Source organism: Longimicrobium sp. (assembly GCF_036280135.1).
GTDB lineage: Bacteria > Gemmatimonadota > Gemmatimonadetes > Longimicrobiales > Longimicrobiaceae > Longimicrobium.
The window spans coordinates 1-20,063 of sequence record NZ_DASURI010000441.1 but is presented as its reverse complement, the minus strand read 5'-3'; the positions used below and the strand labels follow the sequence as shown (position 1 = coordinate 20,063).

At 70.9% G+C, this 20,063-nt stretch carries 23 protein-coding genes and 1 pseudogene; 16 read left to right on the top strand and 8 right to left on the bottom strand.

Going from position 1 to position 20,063, the window contains the following annotated elements:
• From VFZ20_RS14320 to VFZ20_RS14285, 9 genes are all read left to right on the top strand, one after another.
• The coding region (locus tag VFZ20_RS14320; protein WP_329684580.1) for a CatA-like O-acetyltransferase at window positions 1–606 on the top strand (606 nt) is incomplete at its 5' end.
• 41 nt (window positions 607–647) lie between these two features.
• A complete protein-coding gene (locus VFZ20_RS14315) occupies window positions 648–941 on the top strand; it encodes a DUF7686 domain-containing protein (protein WP_329684579.1) in 294 nt (97 codons plus the stop codon).
• The gene (locus tag VFZ20_RS33040) at window positions 881–1,072 is read left to right on the top strand and encodes a DUF7713 domain-containing protein (RefSeq protein WP_422655651.1); all 192 of its coding nucleotides are present in this window, start codon (window positions 881–883) and stop codon (window positions 1,070–1,072) included. Before VFZ20_RS14315 ends, VFZ20_RS33040 begins: the two co-directional genes overlap by 61 nt.
• 165 nt (window positions 1,073–1,237) lie before the next feature.
• Window positions 1,238–1,846 carry a plasmid pRiA4b ORF-3 family protein gene (locus VFZ20_RS14310; RefSeq protein ID WP_329684578.1) on the top strand — a complete coding sequence of 203 codons (609 nt, stop codon included), beginning with the start codon at window positions 1,238–1,240 and terminating at the stop codon, window positions 1,844–1,846.
• Between the two features lies 1 nt (window position 1,847).
• Complete coding sequence (locus VFZ20_RS14305) at window positions 1,848–2,261, top strand: hypothetical protein (protein ID WP_329684577.1); 414 nt, start codon at window positions 1,848–1,850, stop codon at window positions 2,259–2,261.
• Between the two features lie 13 nt (window positions 2,262–2,274).
• Window positions 2,275–2,427, top strand: coding sequence for a hypothetical protein (locus VFZ20_RS14300; protein WP_329684576.1), 153 nt, complete (start codon window positions 2,275–2,277; stop codon window positions 2,425–2,427).
• 40 nt (window positions 2,428–2,467) lie between these two features.
• Entirely contained in the window at window positions 2,468–3,016 is a 549-nt protein-coding gene (locus VFZ20_RS14295; protein ID WP_329684575.1) for a DUF6155 family protein, read from the top strand.
• A 179-nt stretch (window positions 3,017–3,195) separates the two neighbouring features.
• Entirely contained in the window at window positions 3,196–3,933 is a 738-nt protein-coding gene (locus tag VFZ20_RS14290; protein WP_329684574.1) for a class I SAM-dependent methyltransferase, read from the top strand.
• Between the two features lie 106 nt (window positions 3,934–4,039).
• Window positions 4,040–5,074: a phosphatidylinositol-specific phospholipase C domain-containing protein gene (locus VFZ20_RS14285; RefSeq protein ID WP_329684573.1), complete on the top strand. Its 1,035-nt coding sequence runs from the start codon at window positions 4,040–4,042 to the stop codon at window positions 5,072–5,074.
• A gap of 849 nt (window positions 5,075–5,923) precedes the next feature.
• Here VFZ20_RS14285 and VFZ20_RS14280 read toward each other — a convergent pair.
• Both VFZ20_RS14280 and VFZ20_RS14275 read right to left on the bottom strand, forming a co-directional pair.
• The gene (locus tag VFZ20_RS14280; protein WP_329684572.1) at window positions 5,924–6,910 is read right to left on the bottom strand and encodes a WD40 repeat domain-containing protein; all 987 of its coding nucleotides are present in this window, start codon (window positions 6,908–6,910) and stop codon (window positions 5,924–5,926) included.
• Window positions 6,907–7,479 carry a hypothetical protein gene (locus VFZ20_RS14275; RefSeq protein ID WP_329684571.1) on the bottom strand — a complete coding sequence of 191 codons (573 nt, stop codon included), beginning with the start codon at window positions 7,477–7,479 and terminating at the stop codon, window positions 6,907–6,909. The genes VFZ20_RS14280 and VFZ20_RS14275 overlap by 4 nt, the downstream gene beginning before the upstream one ends.
• Window positions 7,480–7,651: 172 nt before the next feature.
• Between VFZ20_RS14275 and VFZ20_RS14270 the strand changes: the two genes are divergently transcribed.
• Entirely contained in the window at window positions 7,652–7,936 is a 285-nt protein-coding gene (locus VFZ20_RS14270; protein ID WP_329684570.1) for a hypothetical protein, read from the top strand.
• Window positions 7,937–8,128: 192 nt separating this feature from the next.
• Window positions 8,129–8,416: a DUF3892 domain-containing protein gene (locus VFZ20_RS14265; RefSeq protein WP_329684569.1), complete on the top strand. Its 288-nt coding sequence runs from the start codon at window positions 8,129–8,131 to the stop codon at window positions 8,414–8,416.
• Window positions 8,417–8,707: 291 nt separating this feature from the next.
• Here VFZ20_RS14265 and VFZ20_RS14260 read toward each other — a convergent pair whose 3' ends face one another.
• Together VFZ20_RS14260 and VFZ20_RS14255 are read right to left on the bottom strand one after the other, a co-directional pair.
• On the bottom strand, window positions 8,708–8,866 hold the full coding sequence (locus VFZ20_RS14260; RefSeq protein ID WP_329684568.1) for a hypothetical protein: 159 nt from the start codon (window positions 8,864–8,866) through the stop codon (window positions 8,708–8,710).
• A gap of 75 nt (window positions 8,867–8,941) precedes the next feature.
• Complete coding sequence (locus VFZ20_RS14255) at window positions 8,942–9,532, bottom strand: hypothetical protein (protein WP_329684567.1); 591 nt, start codon at window positions 9,530–9,532, stop codon at window positions 8,942–8,944.
• Between the two features lie 249 nt (window positions 9,533–9,781).
• Between VFZ20_RS14255 and VFZ20_RS14245 the strand changes: the two are divergent.
• Both VFZ20_RS14245 and VFZ20_RS14240 read left to right on the top strand, forming a co-directional pair.
• Window positions 9,782–11,475: pseudogene (locus VFZ20_RS14245) on the top strand (DNA repair helicase XPB).
• Window positions 11,472–13,553, top strand: coding sequence for a helicase-associated domain-containing protein (locus VFZ20_RS14240; RefSeq protein ID WP_329684565.1), 2,082 nt, complete (start codon window positions 11,472–11,474; stop codon window positions 13,551–13,553). Before VFZ20_RS14245 ends, VFZ20_RS14240 begins: the two are co-directional and overlap by 4 nt.
• 119 nt (window positions 13,554–13,672) lie before the next feature.
• Here the strand turns inward: VFZ20_RS14240 and VFZ20_RS14235 are convergent, their stop codons facing one another.
• The 4 genes from VFZ20_RS14235 to VFZ20_RS14220 all read right to left on the bottom strand — a co-directional run bounded on the left by VFZ20_RS14235 (window position 13,673) and on the right by VFZ20_RS14220 (window position 17,277).
• Window positions 13,673–13,939 carry a hypothetical protein gene (locus tag VFZ20_RS14235; protein ID WP_329684564.1) on the bottom strand — a complete coding sequence of 89 codons (267 nt, stop codon included), beginning with the start codon at window positions 13,937–13,939 and terminating at the stop codon, window positions 13,673–13,675.
• 465 nt (window positions 13,940–14,404) lie between these two features.
• On the bottom strand, window positions 14,405–15,721 hold the full coding sequence (locus tag VFZ20_RS14230) for a beta-1,3-glucanase family protein (RefSeq protein ID WP_329684563.1): 1,317 nt from the start codon (window positions 15,719–15,721) through the stop codon (window positions 14,405–14,407).
• Between the two features lie 356 nt (window positions 15,722–16,077).
• Window positions 16,078–16,755: a hypothetical protein gene (locus tag VFZ20_RS14225; RefSeq protein WP_329684562.1), complete on the bottom strand. Its 678-nt coding sequence runs from the start codon at window positions 16,753–16,755 to the stop codon at window positions 16,078–16,080.
• A 15-nt stretch (window positions 16,756–16,770) separates the two neighbouring features.
• The gene (locus VFZ20_RS14220; protein WP_329684561.1) at window positions 16,771–17,277 is read right to left on the bottom strand and encodes a sigma-70 family RNA polymerase sigma factor; all 507 of its coding nucleotides are present in this window, start codon (window positions 17,275–17,277) and stop codon (window positions 16,771–16,773) included.
• A gap of 206 nt (window positions 17,278–17,483) precedes the next feature.
• Here VFZ20_RS14220 and VFZ20_RS14215 point away from each other — a divergent pair, with 206 nt between their 5' ends.
• From VFZ20_RS14215 to VFZ20_RS14205, 3 genes are all read left to right on the top strand, one after another.
• On the top strand, window positions 17,484–18,389 hold the full coding sequence (locus VFZ20_RS14215) for an NmrA family NAD(P)-binding protein (protein WP_329684560.1): 906 nt from the start codon (window positions 17,484–17,486) through the stop codon (window positions 18,387–18,389).
• Between the two features lie 11 nt (window positions 18,390–18,400).
• Complete coding sequence (locus VFZ20_RS14210) at window positions 18,401–18,805, top strand: MliC family protein (RefSeq protein ID WP_329684559.1); 405 nt, start codon at window positions 18,401–18,403, stop codon at window positions 18,803–18,805.
• A gap of 343 nt (window positions 18,806–19,148) precedes the next feature.
• The gene (locus VFZ20_RS14205; protein ID WP_329684558.1) at window positions 19,149–19,883 is read left to right on the top strand and encodes a hypothetical protein; all 735 of its coding nucleotides are present in this window, start codon (window positions 19,149–19,151) and stop codon (window positions 19,881–19,883) included.
• Window positions 19,884–20,063: the final 180 nt, after the last annotated feature.

Below are 20,063 nucleotides of genomic sequence, written 5' to 3'. Positions count from 1 at the left end.
AAGCGGCGGGAGCACTTCCTTCTCTTTCAGGAGTACGACAAGCCGCACTTCAGCATCACGGCCGCGGTGGACGTGTCCGCGTGCTACGAAGCGTCGCGCGGCGCGGACGGCGCGTCGTTCACGCTGGCGATGCTGTTCGCGGCCATGCACGCGGCCAGCGGGATCGAGGCGTTCCGGCTGCGGCTGCGGGAGGATGGCATCTGGTGCCACGACGCCATCGGGATCGGCTGCACGGTGGCGCGGCCGGACCGCACGTTCGGGTTCGCGTACTTCGCGCACGAGCCGTCGTTCGCGCAGTTCGCGGCGGAGGGCGAACGCGAACTGGAGCGCGCCCGGACGGGCACCACGCTGGCCGACGACCGCGAGCACGACGACGCCACGCTCCACGCGACCGTGCTCCCCTGGATCCGCTTTACCTCGTTCACGAACGCCATGCGGCGGGAGGACTCCGTCCCCAAGATCACGTTCGGCAGGCGCTACGCGGAGGGCGGCGCGTGGTACGTGCCCGTCTGCGTGGAGGTGCACCACGCGCTGGTGGACGGCATCGACGTGGGCGACTTCTTCGCGCGCCTCCAAGACCTGCTCGCGCGTCCACTCGACGGCTGATTGACGCGGCGGCCCTGGAGAAAACCTCTACTCATCCCACGATGATTCGACAGGAAAACACGCAGGCAGCGGATCACTTCCCGTTGCGCGAGTCCTACGTGGACTGCCGTGGGACAAGACGCGAGTTCATCATCGATTTCGTTCGGAGCGACGATCAGCGGTTCCTGCGTGCCGTCGAGGCCGTGGACCTGGAAGGGCGGTACGAGTTCGCGGCGATGTCCGAGACGGACCCGTTCCTCGCCCTGGAAAGCTGCGGCAAACCATTCGGCGCGAGTTGTCGACGCGATACCTGCACGGAGAAGGCGACGACCTGGAGCTTGCTCACGATGACCTGAAGGGTCGGATTGCCTACGGGGGCGTTGCTGTCGATGGTCAGTTCGTGAGCTTCGACGAGTTGGTGCGGTTGCTCGATGCGTACGAGGGCTTTCAGTTCCATCTCCGGATCACCGATCCCGCTGACCTCTGATACCGGATCCGGACAGCTCGCCGGCACCACGGCATCCAGGGCGTAGCTGGAACACGTCTACTGGATCGCAGCGGGGATGCGGCGCGGACTGCGTTTTCATCGATGCACGCGGGACTGAACACGGCGGGCGTGCGGAGGGCGCGCCCGCCGTGTACTTTTGTGCCCATGTCATCCGAAACCCCTCCCCGCCCGCCGGCCCGCCGCGGCCGCAAGCCCAAGCCGCGGCTGCTGCACATGCGCATCACGCTCGCGAAGATCGAGCCGCCCATCTGGCGCCACGTCCGCGTGCCGGATGCGTACACGCTCGATCAGCTGCACCGCGTCATCCAGATGCTGTTCGAGTGGCAGGACTACCACCTGTACGACTTCAAGATGGGGGAGCGCCGCTTTGGACCGCCGCACGAGGAAGCGCTGGGCGAAGACTCGACGACGGTCCGGCTGGCCGACCTTGGGCTGACCAAGGGCGGGCGGCTCACGTACACGTACGACTTCGGCGACAACTGGGTGCACGAGGTCCACGTATCGGGCGGCTACATCGCGATCCCCGCCGATGGTCCGGACCTGCCCGTGCTGCTGGAAGGAGAGCGCGCCGGGCCCCCCGAGGACTGCGGCGGCCCCTGGGGATACGCCGAGATGCTGGAGGCGCTGCGGGACGCGAATCACCCGGAGCATGGGCCCTGCCGCCTTTGGGCAGGCAAGTACGATCCCGAGCTTTTCGACGTGCGGATGGCGCGCAAGAACCTCGTCCTCGCCGCCGTGTGGGGCGCGATCTGAGATGCACGCTCCGCGACGAAAGAGGCTGAACCGCGGCAAGCGGCTGAATATCGCAGCGCAGTGGATTTCGGCGTACTCGGGCAGCAACCTGATCCGCGGTTACTGCACGTGGTTCGGCGTTTCGGAGGTATGCGCGATCGTGGAACTGCGGATGCTCGGCATCGAGATCGCCGAGTCCCGGCTGGACCAGGCCCGCCGCAACGAGCAGGCGCGGGCGGCCCGTCGCAAACAGCGCAGGCAGGAACGCGCGGACCCGGATGGTTGCGAGGACGGCCTTTGGTTCGTGGCCGGATACACCCCCGCGGGTGCTCCATACGGCATCGACCAGGATGATGCGGATGCCGCCTGGGAGCAAGAATCTGCCTTGAGCCGCGCGCTGAAGACGATGTACCAAGACGACGACCTGCCGTTCTGATCCCCGAGACGAGATGTACGCCACGTTCGAGAGCCGGCACGGGCTCACGCTGCCCGGGTTCGGCGGCTTCTACCTGGAGCGCCGGGGCGACCGATTCGCGTTCAAGTTCAACCCGGGCCAGCGGCTGCGCGCCCTCTTCGGCTGGTTGTCCACCCATCGGGGATGAACCTTCCCCGATCCACCTCCATCCCGATCCGATCCATCGAATGGCCAAACCCATCGGCAGGCGCGAGCTCAAGAAGCACCTGCAGGGGCTCTCGCGGGAGCAGCTCGTCAATCACCTCCTGCACCTGGGCGAGTCGTTCAAGGACGTGCAGGCCTACCTGCAGAACGTGGTGCGCCCCGCAGACGACGAGACGGTGCGGGCCCGCTATCGCCAAGTCATCAAGAACGAGTTCTTTCCCGCGCGCGGCTACGGCAGGGCGCGCCTGGCGGTCGCCCGCAAGGCGGTGATGGACTACCGCAAGGTGGCGGCTTCGGCGGAGGGACCGGCGGACCTCATGCTGGCGTACGTGGAGCTGGGGGTCCAGTTCACCAACGCCTACGGGGACATGAGCGAGGCGTTCTACCGCAGCATGGAAAGCATGTACGGCAACGCGCTGCAGTGGATCGTGAAGCACGGCCTGAAAGACGGGTTCCGTCCCCGCGCCGAAGCGATCCTGGACGACACCCGCAACATCGGGTGGTCGTTCCCGGACATTCTCAACGACATCTTTTGCCGCTACCTGGACGACGAGGACGAGAACGGAGAGTAGACGCAATTCACCCGGCGCCGGCGCGCCGGATGACACGCGACCGTGCACGTTCGCGCCGGCCTCCCCCGCCCTGCCCTCTGCGGTTCCGGCCCCGCGCGCTCTTCGCTAAATTCTGGCGCCGGATGTGAATTCATCCGCATCCTGCCCTCCGGAATCGCATCCCCCGAAGAGACCGACGCGTGACACAGTACGACACCATCGCCCTCGAATATCAGCGGATCTCCGCGACCGTGCCGCTCCGCGCGGCCGAGTGGTACTCGCTCCACCAGCGGCTGGGCGACCTGGAGGGCTGCTCCGTGCTGGACCTGGCCTGCGGCGACGGGATGGGCACGCGCCTGTTCAAGCAGTGGGGCGCGGATCGCGTGGTGGGCGTCGACATCTCGTCGCAGATGATCGCCCTGGCGCAGCAGCGCGAGGACGCGGAGCCCCTGGGCATCGAGTACCGCGTGGCGGACGCGGCCACGCTGGGAGGCATCGGCACGTTTGACCGCGTGGCGGCCGCGTACCTGCTGCACTACGCCGAGAGCCGCGAGCAGCTGCTGCGGATGGCGCGGACGGTGTACGACAACCTGCAGCCGGGGCAGACGTTCGTGGCGAGCATCGCCAACCCGCTGCAGCCGCCGCGGCCCGTCGTGGATCACCGGAAGTACGGATGGAGCTACCGGCTGCTGGACGAGACGCTGCGGGAGGGCGCGAACCTCCGGGGCACGCTGTACCTGGGCGCCACTGTCGTGGAGTTCGACTTCTTCTGGTGGTCGTGGGACACGTACGAGGAGGCGTTCCGCGCGGCGGGATTCAGCGAGTGCCGCATCGAGCCCTTCCTGGTCCCGCCCGACCCGGATGGAAAGCGCGGCTCGGGCTTCTGGGACGAGTACCTGGCCGCGCCCTCGGCCATGCACGTCATCTGCCGAAAGTAGAAGCGCGGGCCGATGCCGAGAGACGACCCTTTCGGCAAAGGTCCGGCGTCCTCGCAGTTGATTCCCCCGCCACACGCAGTCCCACCCCGGTCAAGGCCCAAACACGATGAGCGTGCAGAAAACGTGGTCCACCAACTGGATGTCCGCGATCGAAGACGGTACGAGCATCGCGGAGATCAGCATCCCCGGCACCCACGAGTCGTGCGCCCGGTTCGGAGGGAGCGCATCCCAGTGCCAGTGGTTCTCCATCACCCAGCAGCTCAACCGGGGAATCCGGTTCCTGGACATCCGGTGCAAGTACGAGACGGGTGCGGACAGTGGCCGGACGCAGGGGATCTACTTTCCGGTCTACCACGGAACCGATCCCTTCCTTACGTCGCGGCAGAACATCCTGTTCGAAGAGGTGCAGGCGCAGTGCATTGCGTTCCTGGCCGAGAATCCCACGGAGTTCATCCTGATGAACGTCCAGATGGAGTACGGCTGCGAACAGAACCAGGACGGCTGCGGCGACCAGTTCCGGGAGAAGTTCCTGGAGCTGACCCGCCCGTACTGGGCAAAGTACTGGTACATGAAGTCGTCCATCCCGCTCATCGACGATTGCCGCGGGCGCATCGTGCTGATCCGCGCGTACGATCCCGCCGCCCAGACGGGATGGGGAAGCGGCATCCACCGCGGCAACCCGGTGCCCAACCGAAGCTGGCCCGACGGCAACGATGGCGGCGGCCTGGCCTGGAACGGCTTCAACACCGATGGAGATTCCACGAACCTGCATTTCAGGACGCAGAATGGGTGGACGCTGCATGGCACCCCCAAGGGAGGCGAGGTGGAACGCCACATCGACGCCGCGCAGGCCAATGCCCGGGCCGGCTTCATCACCCTGAACTTCGCGAGCTATGCCGGTGACTCCGGGCCGGGCGGGAACGCGGCGGGCATGAACGTGCGGCTCCAGAACTACCTCAGGAACTACCGGCAGAACGGCAACTGGGGCGTGGCGCTGGGCGTGATCCCCATCGACTTTACCGGCAACACCGGCGACGGCAACGAATCGCTGGAGAACCTCATCATCGAGCACCAGGCGCACCAGGACCCAAACACGTCGTACAGCGGCCTTCCCGGCTGGCTGCTGAGAGCGGACGCCTGAGCCGCATTCCCGCCGCCGGCCCTCGCCCGGAGGTGAAGTGCCGCCGGTATGCGGAAGCAGAGATACGAGCGCGCCGGCCCGTCCGTGGTTCTGGACGAGCCGGCGCGCTGTTTTTCCGATGACGGGCGGAGGCGTATGCGGCCTCCGCGCGTCAGGGCGGGTGCGGAAAAAGTAGTTGTCTTCCTGAGAGGGGGTGTTGCCAAACCGGCCTTTTCAACGGAGCCAGGGAAACGTCATCCTGAGGGAGCGCCGCGCGTAAAACGAAAGCGCACAGGACTTTGGCGCGACCGAAGGATCTTGTGTGCGAAGCGACAAGCCGGCTCTGGTGCACGGAGCCGACTTGTCGCTTTGCGGGCAAGATCCTTCGTCGCCGCCATGAAGCCCGCGCGAATCAGGTTATACGCGGCGGCTCCTCAGGATGACGCTCGCTGGGGGGCCTCTGAAGCCAGGCTTGGCAACGGCCTCTGAGGAGCCACCGCGTGGTCCTGTCCGAACGCGATCGTTGGCGGCGACCGAAGGATCTTGCCCGCAAAACGCTGCGGCGGCCCTCGTGCACGGACCCCGTCTCCGAGTTTCGCACACAAGATCCTTTGGTCGCGCCAAAGTACTGCATGCGTTCACGTTGTGCGCGGCGCTCCCTGAATAGAAAGCCGCGGCTGGGCTCGTGCGGAGTAGCGTGTCCCGCGCGAGCGCCCCCTCCGGACTCGCGGAGCTCGCCCACCTCCCCCAAAACCCCCTGGGGGAGGTTGGACTGCGGTGGCTTTCATCCCGCAGGGTGCGCGCAGCGCCGGATGACTCAGGATGACGCTTCCTGGGCTCCGTTGAAAAGCAGGTTTGGCAGCAGCCTCGTCAGGGCGCGACGGACCAGAGGCGCACCGTGCCGTCCGCGCTGCTGGTGGCCAGGCGCCCGCCGGGCCCCCAGGCCAGGCCCGTCACGGCGCGCGTGTGGCCCTCACGCGACTCGCGCCGCGCACCCGTCGCCGCGTCCCACAGGTGCAGCGCGCGGTCCGCGCCCGCGGTGGCCAGCGTGCGTCCGTCCGGCGAGAACGCGGCGGCCGTCACGGGGAGCTGCTGCGGGATCTCGCGCATCCGCCCGCCAACCATCAGCCGCGACGGATGCGCGGTCGTCAGCGTGTCGCGCACGGTTCCCGACGCCACGTCCCACAGCCGCGTGGTGCGGTCCAGGCTGGCCGATGCCAGCACGCCCGCATCGGGCGAAAAGCTCAGCCCGTAGACCACGTCCTCGTGCCCGGCGAGCACACGGCCCGTGTCCGCGGGGAGCGCCGCGCGCGTCCACACCCGGATGCGCGCGCCGCCCACCGCGAGCAGCCGCCCGTCGCGCGAGTACGCCACCGCGCCGCCGTACCCCGCCCGCAGCGTGTCGCGCACGGCGCCGCCGGCCGGGTCCAGCCGCAGCAGCACACCCTCGCCGGAGAGGGCCGCCAGCTCGCCGCCGTCCGGCGCGAACGCCAGCGCGGCGGGGTATCCGCCCAGCTCCCGCGTCCACTCGCGCCGTCCGTCCGACACGCGCCAGACGGTGACGCTACGGCCGTGCCCCGCCGCCAGCCGCGTCCCGTCCGCGGAGAGCGCGACGACGTTCACCTCGCCCCCGGGCGTCAGCACGCGCAGCGCGCGGCCGGTGGCGGCATCCCACAGCCGCGCCGTGCCATCCACCCCGCCGCTGGCGACGCGCTCCCCCGCGAACGCCACGGACGCGACCACGCCCACGTGGCCGCGCAGGACGGTGCCCTCCTCCGGGTCGCTCGCCGGCGCCGCGCGGACGGCGAAGGCCAGCCCCGCCGCCGCGAGGACGGCGGCCGCGGCGTGGCGCATCATCGGCCGCCTCCCGTGGTGTCGGGGAGCGACGCGACGACGCGTCCGCCGCCGCGCAGCGTGAGCCAGGGCCGGCCCACGGCGCCCATCTGCGCGTGGCTCCCGGCGGCGTCCCAGACGGAGATCTGCGCCCCGCCCGTGGCGTTCGCCAGGAAGAGCGCCTGCTGGCGGGCGGCGGCGTCCAGGGTGAGGAACACCTCGCCCACCTCGTCGCTCGTGAGGTAGCCGGAGCGCTCGTTGCCGTCCGCGTCCAGCAGCACGATCCCGGAGGCGGTGCCCAGGCGGGTGGAGCGGCGGCCGTAGATGCGCGGATCGGGCACGGGCGCGCCGATGATCACGCGCTCCACGCCCTGCGCGTCCACCACCACCAGCCCGCGGACGCGGAGCACGGAATCCGCCGGCATCGCCCCGGACGGCTCCGGCCGGGCCGCCGGGCGCGCCGCCCCCAGCACCACCGCGGCGAGGAGCGCGCAGAGGGCGCCGGCCCGCCACGTGTGCCGCTTCCAACTGTCCCGCTCCCGCTCCAGCCGCTCCACGCGCGCGCGCAGCGTTTCGAACTCGCTGTCCGTCATCCGCATCTCCTCTCCGCAGGGGGTCCGCCGGCCCTCCATCCGGGCCATCGTCCAAAGAGAGCAGGAGCCGGATCGTCCGTCCAGATCCATCCGTCCCGCGCGGCGGCGGTAAAGCCCGGGGCACGTCCCGGCCGATACTGGGAAGGAGATCCACGTCCTCCCCTCCCGCTCCGTGCCCGCCATGCTGCCCGCCCACTTTGCCGTCGCCGCCCCCGACTTCACCCGCGCCCTGGTTCCCGCGCCGTCCGATGCGCATTCGGGCGCGGCGCCGGACGTGGCCGAACGCATCCGCGTCCTTCAGCAGGCAGCCGACCGCGCCACGCTCCTGCGCGAGGCCCGGGCGCTGCTCCTGGACCTGCTGGGCGCGGCCGCGTGCCCGGACGACTTTCTCCGCATTGCCCGGCTCATCGGCTGCGTGGAGACGGAGCTGCGCGAGCTCGCGCCCCCGGCCGACTGATCCGCCGCCGCGCGCCTCCATCCGCGTCGATCACCCGGGACACGAACGCCGGCCCGTCCGTGATTGGGACGGGCCGGCGCGTGGAGCGGGGGTGCGTGGCTCCCGGGGCGGATGAGAATCGCGCCCGCACCTGTCCCTCCAATCGGGGGAGGAAGGTCTCGGGAGGATGATTCTCACTGGAGGAGAGGCACCATGTCGCACCGGGTGACGTGCATCAACAAGGACGATCGCCACAATCCGTACGAGCGAATCACCCACATCGGCGGCACCAGGGGGACGAACGGTGGGACGCCGTGGAAGATCACGCTGCAGGAAGCCATCGACGGCATCGAGAGCGGCCGATGGTCGTTCTACGTGAACCAGGACGGCCGCGTGACGAACATCTACGTCGCGGTCGGCCCGCACGGAAACAAGTACCTCACGACGGAGGCGGACGACAGCGAGCCCAACAACCTGCTCAGCCTGCCGGAGTGCCCGTAGCGCCCGCTGCCACGCAAGATCCTCATCCACCGTCCACGACCGCCGCGGAGCATTCCGCGGCGGTCGTCGCGCGTGGTCCCCGAAATCCGCAGCAGGATGCCAGTCTGATTTCCTGCGCCCGAGCGTGTGGCAGGCCCCGCGAGCGCCCCTCCGGGCTCGCGGAGCTCGCCCACCTCCCCCAAAAAACCCTGGGGGAGGTTGGACATGGGCGACTTTCATCCCGCGGGGTACGCGTAGCGCCGAATGACTCAGGATGACGCTTGGGGATGGGCCGGGTGATGTGACAGCGTCTCACGACAGCAGCGTCATCCTGAGGGAGCGCCGCGCGTAGCGTGAACGCGCGCAGAACTCTGGCGCGACCGAAGGGTCTTGTGTGCGAAACTCGGAGACGGCTTCCGTGGACCAGGGCTGCGGCAGAGCTTCGCGGGCAAGATCCTTCATCGCCGCCATGGACCACGCACGAATCAGGACCGCGCGGCGGCTCCTCAGGATGGCGCGTTTGCGGCGCGGGACTGGAAGCCCGGATCAGCGCCGGAAGAACAGGTCGCGCAGCCGCGGATACAGCAGGCGGCGGAGCTCGTCGGTACCCGTTTCGTCGGGAGCACCTTCGGCCAGCAGGTCGTACACGCCTTCGGCGGCTTCCATGTCCCCCGTCTCGAGGTGGTACAAGCCCACCACGTAGAAGTACGCGGCGAACTCGGAGACATGCACCCGCCGCCTGCCGCCGAGCAGGGCGCGGATGTCGAACGAGGCGCCGAGCGCCTCGCGCGCGCCCGCAAGGTCGCCGTCCCGCACGCACATCTGCGCCTGGTTCACCCGGGCGAACAGGTAGCGTGGATTGCGCGCGTAGTTCTCGCGGACCGTCTCGCGCAGGGCCTCCACCTCGCCCAGCATCCCGTACGCCATCCCCAGCCAGTTGAAGAGCATGGGATTGGGCTCACGGGCAATCCATTCACGCAGCTCGTGCACGGCCGCGCGCGGATGGTCGTGGATCATCTCGTTCAGCCGGGGCAGCGCGGCGCGCAGCTCCGCGGAGGGGCGTGTGTGCACCTCCTTGGGGAGGGGCCCGTGAACGATCTCCAGCACCTGCAACGACGCCTCCTTGCGGCGGCGCATCTTTCGGCTCGACGACATCGGTACGCGGTTGGCACGGGACCCGGCAGACGGTTGGGCACGGGGATGATACGCGATCGGCCGTGCCTGTCAACGGCGTACACTGGCCGGACCGGCCCGGGCGAACCCGACCTCCGCGCGACGCGCATCGCCCGCCCGGCCACACTGCGCACTTCCTTCCGGCGCCGCGACCTGCTACACTTTCCGCCATCCGCGACGGCAGCCCCTTTCCGACAGCTCCACGCAGGACGGATGACGACGTACCGCCCCGAAAATCCGCTCATCGTGCAGGGCGACCAGAGCGTGCTGGCGGAGGTGGCCAGCCCGCGCTTTGCCGAGGCGCGCGACCGGCTGGCGCGCTTTGCCGAGCTGGTCAAGTCGCCCGAGCACATCCACACCTACCGCATCACCCCGCTCTCCATCTGGAACGCCTGCGCCGCCGGCGCGGACCCGGACGAGATCACGGGCGCCCTGCGCGAGTACGCCAAGTACGCCGTGCCCGCCAACGTGGAGCGCTCCATCCGCGACGCCGCGTCGCGCTTTGGGCGGCTGCGCATTGAACGGGACGCGGACGGCCTCGTCCTCGCCTGCGACGAGCCGGCCGTGATGGAGGAGGTGTCGCGCATCCAGAAGGTGGCCGCGCACCTGGGCGCGCGGCTGGGCCCACGGCGTTCCGCGTGGAGACGGGCGAGCGCGGCCGCCTCAAGCAGGCGCTGGTCAAGGCGGGGTGGCCCGCGGAGGACCTGGCCGGCTACACGGCCGGCGAGCCCCTGCCCATCGCCCTGCGCGGCGAGACGCGCGGGGGACAGCCGTTCGCCCTGCGCGCGTACCAGTCCGACGCGGCGGGCGCCTTTCACGCGGGCGGCAGCGAGCGGGGCGGGTCCGGCGTGGTGGTGCTGCCCTGCGGCGCGGGCAAGACGGTGGTGGGGATGGAGTGCATGGCCCGCGCGGGGAGCAGCACGCTCGTGCTGACGACGAGCGTGACGGCCGTTCGGCAGTGGAAGCAGGAGCTGCTGGACAAGACGACCCTGCACGACGACCAGGTGGGCGAGTACACGGGCGAGTGCAAGGAGGTGCGCCCCGTGACCATCGCCACCTACCAGGTGCTCACGCACCGGGACGAGAAGGACGGGCCGTTTCGCCACCTGGAGCTCTTTGACCGGCGCGACTGGGGGCTCATCGTCTACGACGAGGTGCACCTGCTGCCCGCGCCCGTCTTCCAGGTGACGGCGGGGCTGCAGGCGCGGCGGCGGCTGGGCCTCACGGCCACGCTGGTGCGCGAGGACGGGCGCGAGGACGACGTGTTCGCCCTCATTGGCCCCAAGAAGGCCGACGTGCCCTGGAAGGAGCTGGAGGGACAGGGGTGGATCGCCAAGGCGGCGTGCACGGAGGTGCGCGTGCCCCTGCCCGAGGACCTGCGGATGCCGTACGCCGTGGCCGAGCCGCGGCAAAAGTTTCGCCTGGCCTCGGAGAACCCCGACAAGCTGCACGTCGTCCGCCGCATCCTGGACCTTCACCCCGACGAGCCGGCGCTCGTGATCGGGATGTACGTGGAGCAGCTGGACGCGCTGGCCGCCGCGCTGGATGTGCCGCTGCTCAAGGGCTCCACGCCGCAAAAGAAGCGCGACGTGCTGTACCGCGACTTTCGCGAGGGGCGCATCCCCGTGCTGGCCGTGAGCAAGGTGGCCAACTTTGCCGTGGACCTGCCGGACGCGTCCGTGGCCATCCAGGTCTCCGGCACCTTTGGCTCGCGGCAGGAAGAGGCGCAGCGGCTGGGCCGCGTGCTGCGCCCCAAGCCCGGCGCCAACCAGGCCCACTTCTACACGCTCGTCAGCGCCGACACCGAGGAGCAGGAGTACGCGCTCAAGCGCCAGCTCTTCCTCTGCGAGCAGGGCTACGCCTACCGCATCGCCGACGCCGGGGAGCTGGAGGAGGTGGCCGCGTGAGGGTGCCGCCGGAGAACTGGACGGGGGCGCTGGAGTGGCTGCCGCGGTGGGAGGGCGTGTCGGCGGCGGCGCGGGCCGGGTGGCTCACTCTCAAGCCCACCCCGGGCGCCGGGCCGCTCCCCGCCCGCATCGGGGACGAGCTGGTGGGGGCCGGGCTGCTGGAGCCGCCCGGGCCCAAGGGCAGGCAGTACAAGGTGCCGGCGGATGCCAAGCCGCTGCTGCGCGTGCTGCGGGCCATGGACCGCGTGCCCGTGTTCGACCTCAAGGACGGGGCGGCGCAGACGTACGTGCGCGAGCACTTTACCCACGAGCAGGTGAACCTGCTCAACGGCCACGGGCAATCGTTCGGCTGGGGGAGCCACGCGGGCGAGCTGGAGGAGCGCGTGTCGTCCGCGGGGTGGATCCAGGCGCTGCTGGACCTGCGCGACGCCGACGCGGCGCGCGGGTGGGAAACGCCCCGCCGCCCGTCCAACGAGCTCCTGCTGCTGGCGGACCCGTGGGTCCTTTCCGCCCTGCAGCGGCTCGTCACGGCCCTCACGAAGCACCCGGGCGGCATCCCCCTGCGCCAGGTGGACGAGGTGCTCGCGGACGTGGATGCGCGGCACCGGGCCCAGGCGCTGGCGGCGGGCGCGCGGTACCTGTTCCTCTTTCCCGCCCTGCGCAAGGCGGGGATCGAGGCGTGGGTGGGCCTGCTGCCGTCCGTGGCGCTGCGGATGGGCCCGCCCCCGCCGCCGCCCGCGCCCGTGCGGGCCGTGGAAACCTTCGAGGCCCCGTTTCGCCTGGGCGACATGACGGCGGTGGCCGTGGAGGCCGCCACGGAGCCCATCCCCGTCCGCGCCAGCGACCAGGCCCTCTACGCGCGCTCCACCCGCGGCATCGGCGAGCGGCTGGCACACCTGCCGCCCTGGGCGGAGAGCGTGCTCGTCAGGCCCGGGGACGACGAGATGCTGGAGGAGGACGAAGACGCGCCGCTCGTGGCCGACCGCATCGGCACGGCGGTGGGGCTGCTGTCCAGCCTGCGGCTCATCCAGCTGCGCAGCACGGCCCGGCGGCAGGAGTTCGTCCTGACGGACGCGGGCCAGCGGTGGCTGGCGGGGAGCGAGGGAGAGCGTCTCAAGCACCTGCTGGACGCCATGCGCGGCTCTCCCCAGCGGGTGCCGGGCGCGTGGTACTCGGACAGCGGCAAGATCACGTTCTTTGGCCTGGCGCTGCCGTTCTCCCTTCCCGAGAAGGGGCTGGACCTGCGGGAGCCGCTGTCGCGGGCGTTCCTCTCCGTCCCGGACGGCGCCCTGGTCTCCCTGGCCGCCTTTACGTCGCACGAGTCGCGGACGCGCAACCCCATGCTCGCGGCCGGCGCCACGCTGCGGCGCGACCACTCCATGCCCCGGACGTCCGAGGGATGGGAGAACACGTGGGCGTCGATCCTGGGCACCTTTCTTCTCGTTCGCCTGGTGTCGTTCGGGGGCGCGCGGCTGGGGCGGCTGGAGGACGGGTCGCTGGCCTTCGGGCTGACGGAGACCGGGCGGTACCTGCTGGGCGAGCGGGACGACTTCGCGCTCCCGGCGGAGCCGGGGGGCGGCGAGGTGGTGATCCAGCCCGACTTCGAGATCGTGTTCCTGGCCCCCGCGCCCCGCGCCGAGGCGGAGGTGGGGCGCATCGCCGAGCGCACGGGCGCGGGGGTGGGCTCGCTGTTCCGCCTGACGCGCGCGTCGGTGCTGCGCGTGGCGGAACAGGGAATGACGGCCGAGCAGGTGCTGGGGACGCTGGAGTCCGTGGCGCGCGGCGGGGTGCCGGACAACGTCGCGCGGCAGGTGCGCGACTGGATGAAGGCCGTCCGCACGCTGCGCATCACCCCCGCCGTGCTCATCGACTGCCCGGACGCCGAGACGGCGGCGCGGGTGCGGTCCATGGGCGGCGCGCACGTGTCGCAGCTCACGCCCACGCTGCTGCGGCTGGACGGGAACTCCGCGGCGCGCACGGCGCTCGTCAAGCGTCTGCGCGACAAGGGCATCTTCGTCGCCGCGGACGGCGGCGCGGCGCCCGCCGCCCGGGGACGCCCCGGGCGCGGGCGTACGTAGGCGCGGGGTCGATCCCGTCCGCGGCCGCGTGCGGATTTCGCGGTGCCACGCGTCCCTGCCCTGTCGAGGCGTCGCCGTCGTTCACCCGGACGGCGGCGGGACGTGCGATCCGCGTGCGCTCAGGCCGCGTGGCGCTGGGCGGGGCGCGCCAGGCCCAGCGCCGCGAGGGCCTGGCCGTACAGGTGCGCCACCTCCAGCTCGCCCAGCTCCAGCACCAGCGCGATCTCGGGCAGCCGCAGCCCTTCCATGTAGTACAGGCTCACCACCAGCCGCTGCATGCCGCCCAGCCCCTGGATGGCCGCGGCGAGCGATGCCGTGTCCGCGGCGGAGGGAGTGCGGGCGGGCGTGCTCAGCGTGTCGCGCGGGGTGGCGGTCGTCGCGTCCATCGGTCGTTCTGATCTGATCCAGGGAAGAAGGGTCCGGCTCTCGGCCCCTGTACGAGGCACGGCCGGTGCCCGCGCGCGCCGCACCCGCACCGATGCGCGTATCTCCTTTCGCTGATGCAACTTGCCGCGATGGACCACGCGGCGTGCTGATACACTTCCATGCGGCAGATACGACACGCCCGGCAGGAATTTCCCACCGGGCGCGATGCGCGATCTGCCGTCCGCCGCCGTCATTGCACCTTCAGGAGATGCCTCGCGTCTCCAAGTCTTCGTGATGGACGCCTGAAATCAACAGGCCTCCTGACAGGTTGAAACAGCATTCTCACACGGGGCCTGCGGCCAACGGAGTCAACGGTTCTTTCTTTCGAGCCGTTACCGTTTCCCCCGTTGGCCGCAGGCCCCGTGTGCGATCCTGCCGTAGAGCCGTCCCGCGCGTCCGCGCCGGCGCGCCAGCATAACGACCTGTCATGTTGCCGCTGTGCCAAAGGGGCCCAGGGTGATGGTGACGGACTGCGTGCCGGCCAGCGAGATGGACGGGTTCTGGTTGCAGACGTCGTCGTACGGAAACCCGTACGCCAGGCCGTTCTGGCTAAAGCCGTGGAACATCTGCGACCACACGTTGAACGTGCCCCCGGACGGGTAGAACGACGATGCGCTGCCCCCGCACGTGGTGTCGTCCAGCAGGTTGCCCATCACGCCGCGGTTGAACGCGGCGGCCAGCATCTTCTGCACGTTCTTTTGCTCCGTGTTCCCGGTTGCGAGCGAGTTGGCGCACTGCCACACGTCCGCCGTGGGGATCACGCCGCCCGGCGCGACCGCGAAGGTCTCCACCGACGCCGGGGCCGCATTCCACGCATCCGCCGTGGCGTAGTTGCCCTGCTTGAAGGTGAGCACGCCGTCCACCACCATCCCCGAGTAGTAGCCCGTCGCCTGGTCGTTGGTGACGATGGGCGTCGTTTGCCACGTCGTGTACCACTGCGCGATCACGTCGTCGAAGTACGTGTCCAGCGGGCCCGTGTACGCGGCGGGGGCCGTGATGGTCTTGGGCGAGATCACGCGCAGGACGTTCGTCCCCGACGGATACGCGGCCCCGGCGCCGGCGGGCACGGCCACCTGCAGCACGCCCTGGCCAAACGGGCTCGCCAACGCGTTGCCGAACGCGTCCATGATGTCGGAGCGCGACTGGTTCAGCACGCCCTGCAGGGTGCCGCCCGGCGTGCCATCCAGGTGCAGCTCGAAGCCGAACTGGTCCACCTGCGTGGTGTTGCCGTTGAAGTTGCCCTCGCTGTCGTACGAGAACTCGATCCAGTCGAACAGGCTGAGCGCGCCCGGGCCGCCGGACGGCACGGGCGCCGTGTACCCGTTGTCCTGCGGCGTGAACGGCAGGGGCGCCGCGCCGATGGCGACGTACACGCGCCCGCTGAACGCCGCCGTCCCCGTGCCCAGCCCCGGACAGTTGGTGGTGTTGATGCTGGACAGGTCGATGACGGTGGTCTCCGTCAGCGAGACGGGGATGCCGTAGTCGGCCCACGCGAGCGGGTAGTTGGCGGCCAGGGCCGTTGCCGCGCCGGCCGGCAGCGCGCCCGAGCCGGGAAAGGTGCCCGCGGCGTTGGTGCTGTCGGCCTCGCTCATGACCTGGGGCGTGCCGGTGGAGTCGAGCCGGTAGTACGTGTCCGTGGCCGCGGACACCAGCCCCACGACGTACATGGAGACGGGGGTGTTCGCCGAGAGGCCGGCCTGCGTTGCGTCGACGGTGAGCGGAACCGTGGGCGGTGATGCCATGGGGAGATCCTCGGGCGGAGACGGGAGGGGGGACTTCGGCGGGCAAGCCCTGCCAGTATAGGCGCGCGAATCCGGCGCGGTCAAACGCGTTCTTCGGCCAATCTCCGCGCGCGCGGAGATTTTGGGTTGGTCCCCGGCGTATCGCGGGCACCGCGCGGGCGCCCCCTCCGGGCTCGCGGAGCTCGCCCACCTTCCCCAAAAACCCCTGGGGGAGGTTGAACTGCGTTGCACACGGGCCCCGCGGCCAACGGAGGTAACCGAAGCAACCGTTGACTCCGTTGGCCGCAGGCCCCGTGTGAGAATGCAGTTTCGGCCGCAGGGAGGCTGCTGGCGTGCGAGCCCCTCCGCGTAAAGGCTCAGGCGGCCGCGTCCTCCTGCTCGAACTCGCGAAGCTCCCGCACCACGTCCATTGCCTGCGTGAGGTTGTGGCCGGCCAGGTCGCGCATCACGCGCCGCAGCGTGGGCGAGTGCCCCGCCCGGCCGGCGTAGCGGCGCGCGGCCCACACCGCCGCGACCAGCACCGCGACCCCGAACAGCACGTTGGCCACCAGCCAGCGGCCGGGCACCATGGCGTACACGTCCGCGCCAAGCAGCCCCTTCACCGCCACCACCAGCACGGCCACCCACAGCAGCGGCCCCAGCACCAGCGCGGCCAGGTCCGCGCGCAGCCGCTGGACCCGCAGCCGCTCCAGCCGCGCCTGGATGGCCAGCACGGGCCCGCCGTAGTCGATCGTCCGGATGGCCACCAGCTGGTGGATGGCCGCCGCGCAAAAGCCCGCGCCGCACAGCCCCAGCACCACGGCCGGCGCCAGGAAGCGGATGTCGCCCCCGTGGCGCGCGGCGAACGCGCCCAGCCAGAGCACGGCGGCCAGGGACAGCGCCAGCTCCACGGCCATCCGCCGCGACAGCCGCCGCAGCGCCGTCTCCGCGCGGTCCAGCGTGGCGGCGCGCAGCAGGCGCGCGTTCAGGCGCAGGCGCGCGTCCAGGGCCCGGTCGCGGGCCTGCCAGCTCTGCTTCATCTCGTCCAGGTCCATTTCGATCCTTTCAGGTCAGGCAGGTTGGGTGAGCTCGCGCCGCAGCCGCTGCTTGATGCGGCTGATGCGGGTGCCCACGTTGCTCTCGGAGATGCCGACGATCTCGGCGATGGCGTCGTAGCGGTGGTCGTCCAGGTACAGGATGATGAGCGCGCGGTCCAGCTCGCCCAGCTGCTGGATGAAGGCGCGCAGCATCGGCAGGCGCTCGTCGGGCTCGTGCCCGGCATCGTCCGCGGCCACCTGCAGGATGGACTCTTCCGCCGGCACCAGCGTACGCCGGCGGCGCGACTCGCCGCGCACGTACGAGATGGCCACGTTCAGCGCGATGCGGTACATCCACGTGGAAAAGCGGTAGCGCGCGTCGTAGCGCGAAAACGACCTCCACAGCTGCGCCACGATCTCCTGCTCCAGGTCCGCGCGGTCCGCCGGCTCGCGGCAGTAGGCGCTGGCGACCTTGTAGAGGATCTTTCTGTGCTCGTCCACGAGGACCACGAACCGGTCCTGCGTTGCGGAATCCGACACGCGTCTCCTTGCTGATTCAGGGGGCTGTCAACCTGCACGCGACCTCCCGTGATTCGCACCAGCCCGCCGAAAATCACACGTCGCCGCCCCGGCTCGCCCGCGGCGCGGGCCGTGCACTGGGGGGGAGCACCCCGGACAAAGCTTGGACGGGATGCACGGACCGCCCCGCGCGCCGTGCCGAACGCGATCTCGAACGGGATAGGTGGATGACGGACAAGACGGTCGTGCTGGCCGGCGCCACGGGCGATCTGGGCGGGCGCATCGCCCGGGCGCTGCTCGCGCGCGGGGCCACGGTGCGCGCGCTGGCGCGGCCGGGCGCGGCGCCGGACACCGTGGCGCGGCTGCGCGGATTCGGCGCGGAGGTCGCGACGGCGGACTACGGTGACGCGGCGGCCCTGCGCCGGGCGTGCGCGGGCGCGGCGTGCGTGGTCTCCGCGCTCAGCGGGCTGCGCGAGGTGATCGTGGACGCGCAGACGCGGCTGCTGGAGGCGGCCGTGGGCGCCGGCGTGCCGCGCTTCATCCCCTCGGACTTCGCCATCGACTTCACCAAGCTGCCGCCGGGCTCCAACCGCAACCTGGACCTGCGGCGCGAGTTCAAGCAACGGCTGGACGGCGCGCCCATCGCGGCCACGTCCATCCTGTGCGGCGCGTTCATGGACATGCTGACGGGGGTGGCGCCGTTCATCCTCTTCAAGCGGCGGCGCGTGCTGGTCTGGCAGAACGCCGATCAGCGGATGGACTTCACCACCAAGGACGACACGGCCGCGTTCACCGCCGCGGCCGCGCTGGACCCGTCCACGCCGCGCATCCTGCGCATCGCCGGTGACACGCTGAGCGCCAACGACCTGGCGGCGCTGATGACGGACGTCTCGGGCCAGCGGTATCGCCTGCTGCGCGCGGGGCGCCTGGGCCTGCTGCGCGTGCTGATCCGCATCGCCCGCACCGTCGCCCCCCAGCCGGGCGAGGTATATCCGCCGTGGCAGGGGATGCAGTACATGCACGACATGTTCAGCGGCCGGGGCGAGCTGCACCCGCTGGACAACGGCCGCTACCCGGAGCTGCGCTGGACGACGGCCCGCGACGTGCTCGCGGCGCACGTGGGATCGAGATGAACGGATTCGCGATGAACGCCGGAACGGAGGAGACCCGAATGCGGATGCGCGGCGCGGGAGCGCGGTGGATGGCCGGAGCCGGCGTGGCGATGCTCGTCGCGGGATGCGCGTCCGCGGCGGCGCCGGGGCCCGCGGCGGTGGCGGATGGCGCGTGGATCACCTACCGCTGCGAGAGCGGGCGCGACCTCGCGGCGTCGTATCCCGCGGACAGCATTGCCTTCGTGCGCTACGCCGGCGCCACGCGGGAGATGCGCGTGGCCACGTCCGCCAGCGGCGCGCGGTACACGGGCGACGGCTACGAGTGGTGGACGCGCGGCACGGGCCCCGGCTCCACGGGCCGCCTGGCGCGCTTCGTGGGCGACGAGGTCACCGCGAGCCAGCCCCTGGAGTCGTGCACCGTCCCCGGCGGCGACTGACGAGCAGCCGTCGGCGTCGTCGCTGTTTTGTCGCCCGCCGAGAGTTGTTTCCTGAGGGAGGCGCCGCGTGATCCCTGCCCGTGCTGGACCCTTGGCGCCGACCGAAGGATCTCGCCCGCCGTGCAAGGACTCCGCGGACTGGCCGAGTCCCCGCCCTGCGTAGGAGATCCTTCGGTCGCGCGCATACGTCGGTGATCGGGCGAGATCTGCGCGTGCGCTCCCTCAGGAATCAAGGTCTTCATCTGGATTCAGCGTCAGAAGGCCACGGCGGCGGATCGTTCCGTTGCCGTGCTCCGCGACTCACCCGGCGCACATCTGTCCCGCCGATCCACCTCTCGCGCCGATGCGCATCCTGACGACCATCATCGAACGACACCGGCTCCGGCTGCACTTCGCGCTCGTGCGGGCGGAGATGCGGCGCGCGCCGGCCCCGGCGGGCGCGGACCCCGCCCGCCGCGCGGAGACCCTGCGCACGCTGGCCCGCTACGCCCGCGCGGGCGCCTTTCCCCGCCACGGGGGACGGGGCGCGCCGCGGCCCGTGTTCATCGACGCGGACGGGAACCGCTGCGCCATGGCGCACCTGCTGGAACGGCGCGGACACGGCAACGCGGTGCACGGCATCGCCGCGGCGCGCAACCACGCGTACGTCGCCGAGCTCGCGCGCGATCCGCAGGTCGCCGCCGCCATCCACGGCCTGGGGATCAGCGAGGCCGAGGCGGCACGCATCCAGCCGTGCTACAACGCATCCGCCCTGCAGTGCCTGGCCGCGTTCGCGCTGCAGTGGGCGGGCGTGGCCTCCGCGCTCTGGCTGGGCGCCCGCGCTGTCCGCCGCATCCGCGCATCGAACGAAGCACGCGCCTCGTCCGGCCCGCGGTGGAGACGGATCGCCGCCCCCGCCCTCGCCGTGCTGCTGATCCTTGCCGGCGTGGCATCGTGGGGGACGACGACGACGGCCCCTGCACCGAGCGAGGGCGGGATGAGCTTCTGCGGCGCCGGCCCGGACTACGGCGTGTGCGGCTCCGCGTTCTCCGTCCCCGGCGTCGTCCGGCAGATCCGGGCGCTCCGGGCGGACTCGTGATCGGCCGACGCACGGCCTGATTTGACCCAGCAGCGTCGCGGACGAGAAGGCGTATCTCCATGTAAGGACGCGGGATATCGCGCGGGACACGGACTTGCATGTGACGCGCGCGAGCGGACCACGCTCCTCCACCGCGCCGGCCTCGCGCCGCGCCGGGATGACAGGCCCCTGCGCGCGGGA

Excerpts from the sequence above, each read along its gene's own strand:
- VFZ20_RS14315 (WP_329684579.1), top strand. The coding sequence starts at position 648 with ATGATTCGACAGGAAAACACGCAGGCAGCGGATCACTTCCCGTTGCGC.
- VFZ20_RS14235 (WP_329684564.1), bottom strand. The coding sequence starts at position 13,939 with ATGGACGCGACGACCGCCACCCCGCGCGACACGCTGAGCACGCCCGCC.
- VFZ20_RS14255 (WP_329684567.1), bottom strand. The coding sequence starts at position 9,532 with ATGCGCCGCCGCAAGGAGGCGTCGTTGCAGGTGCTGGAGATCGTTCAC.
- VFZ20_RS14210 (WP_329684559.1), top strand. The coding sequence starts at position 18,401 with ATGAACGCCGGAACGGAGGAGACCCGAATGCGGATGCGCGGCGCGGGA.
- VFZ20_RS14265 (WP_329684569.1), top strand. The coding sequence starts at position 8,129 with ATGTCGCACCGGGTGACGTGCATCAACAAGGACGATCGCCACAATCCG.
- VFZ20_RS14230 (WP_329684563.1), bottom strand. The coding sequence starts at position 15,721 with ATGGCATCACCGCCCACGGTTCCGCTCACCGTCGACGCAACGCAGGCC.
- VFZ20_RS14300 (WP_329684576.1), top strand. The coding sequence starts at position 2,275 with ATGTACGCCACGTTCGAGAGCCGGCACGGGCTCACGCTGCCCGGGTTC.
- VFZ20_RS14225 (WP_329684562.1), bottom strand. The coding sequence starts at position 16,755 with ATGGACCTGGACGAGATGAAGCAGAGCTGGCAGGCCCGCGACCGGGCC.
- VFZ20_RS14260 (WP_329684568.1), bottom strand. The coding sequence starts at position 8,866 with ATGGCGGCGATGAAGGATCTTGCCCGCGAAGCTCTGCCGCAGCCCTGG.
- VFZ20_RS14295 (WP_329684575.1), top strand. The coding sequence starts at position 2,468 with ATGGCCAAACCCATCGGCAGGCGCGAGCTCAAGAAGCACCTGCAGGGG.
- VFZ20_RS14275 (WP_329684571.1), bottom strand. The coding sequence starts at position 7,479 with ATGACGGACAGCGAGTTCGAAACGCTGCGCGCGCGCGTGGAGCGGCTG.
- VFZ20_RS14310 (WP_329684578.1), top strand. The coding sequence starts at position 1,238 with ATGTCATCCGAAACCCCTCCCCGCCCGCCGGCCCGCCGCGGCCGCAAG.
- VFZ20_RS14205 (WP_329684558.1), top strand. The coding sequence starts at position 19,149 with ATGCGCATCCTGACGACCATCATCGAACGACACCGGCTCCGGCTGCAC.
- VFZ20_RS14305 (WP_329684577.1), top strand. The coding sequence starts at position 1,848 with ATGCACGCTCCGCGACGAAAGAGGCTGAACCGCGGCAAGCGGCTGAAT.
- VFZ20_RS14285 (WP_329684573.1), top strand. The coding sequence starts at position 4,040 with ATGAGCGTGCAGAAAACGTGGTCCACCAACTGGATGTCCGCGATCGAA.
- VFZ20_RS14280 (WP_329684572.1), bottom strand. The coding sequence starts at position 6,910 with ATGATGCGCCACGCCGCGGCCGCCGTCCTCGCGGCGGCGGGGCTGGCC.
- VFZ20_RS14215 (WP_329684560.1), top strand. The coding sequence starts at position 17,484 with ATGACGGACAAGACGGTCGTGCTGGCCGGCGCCACGGGCGATCTGGGC.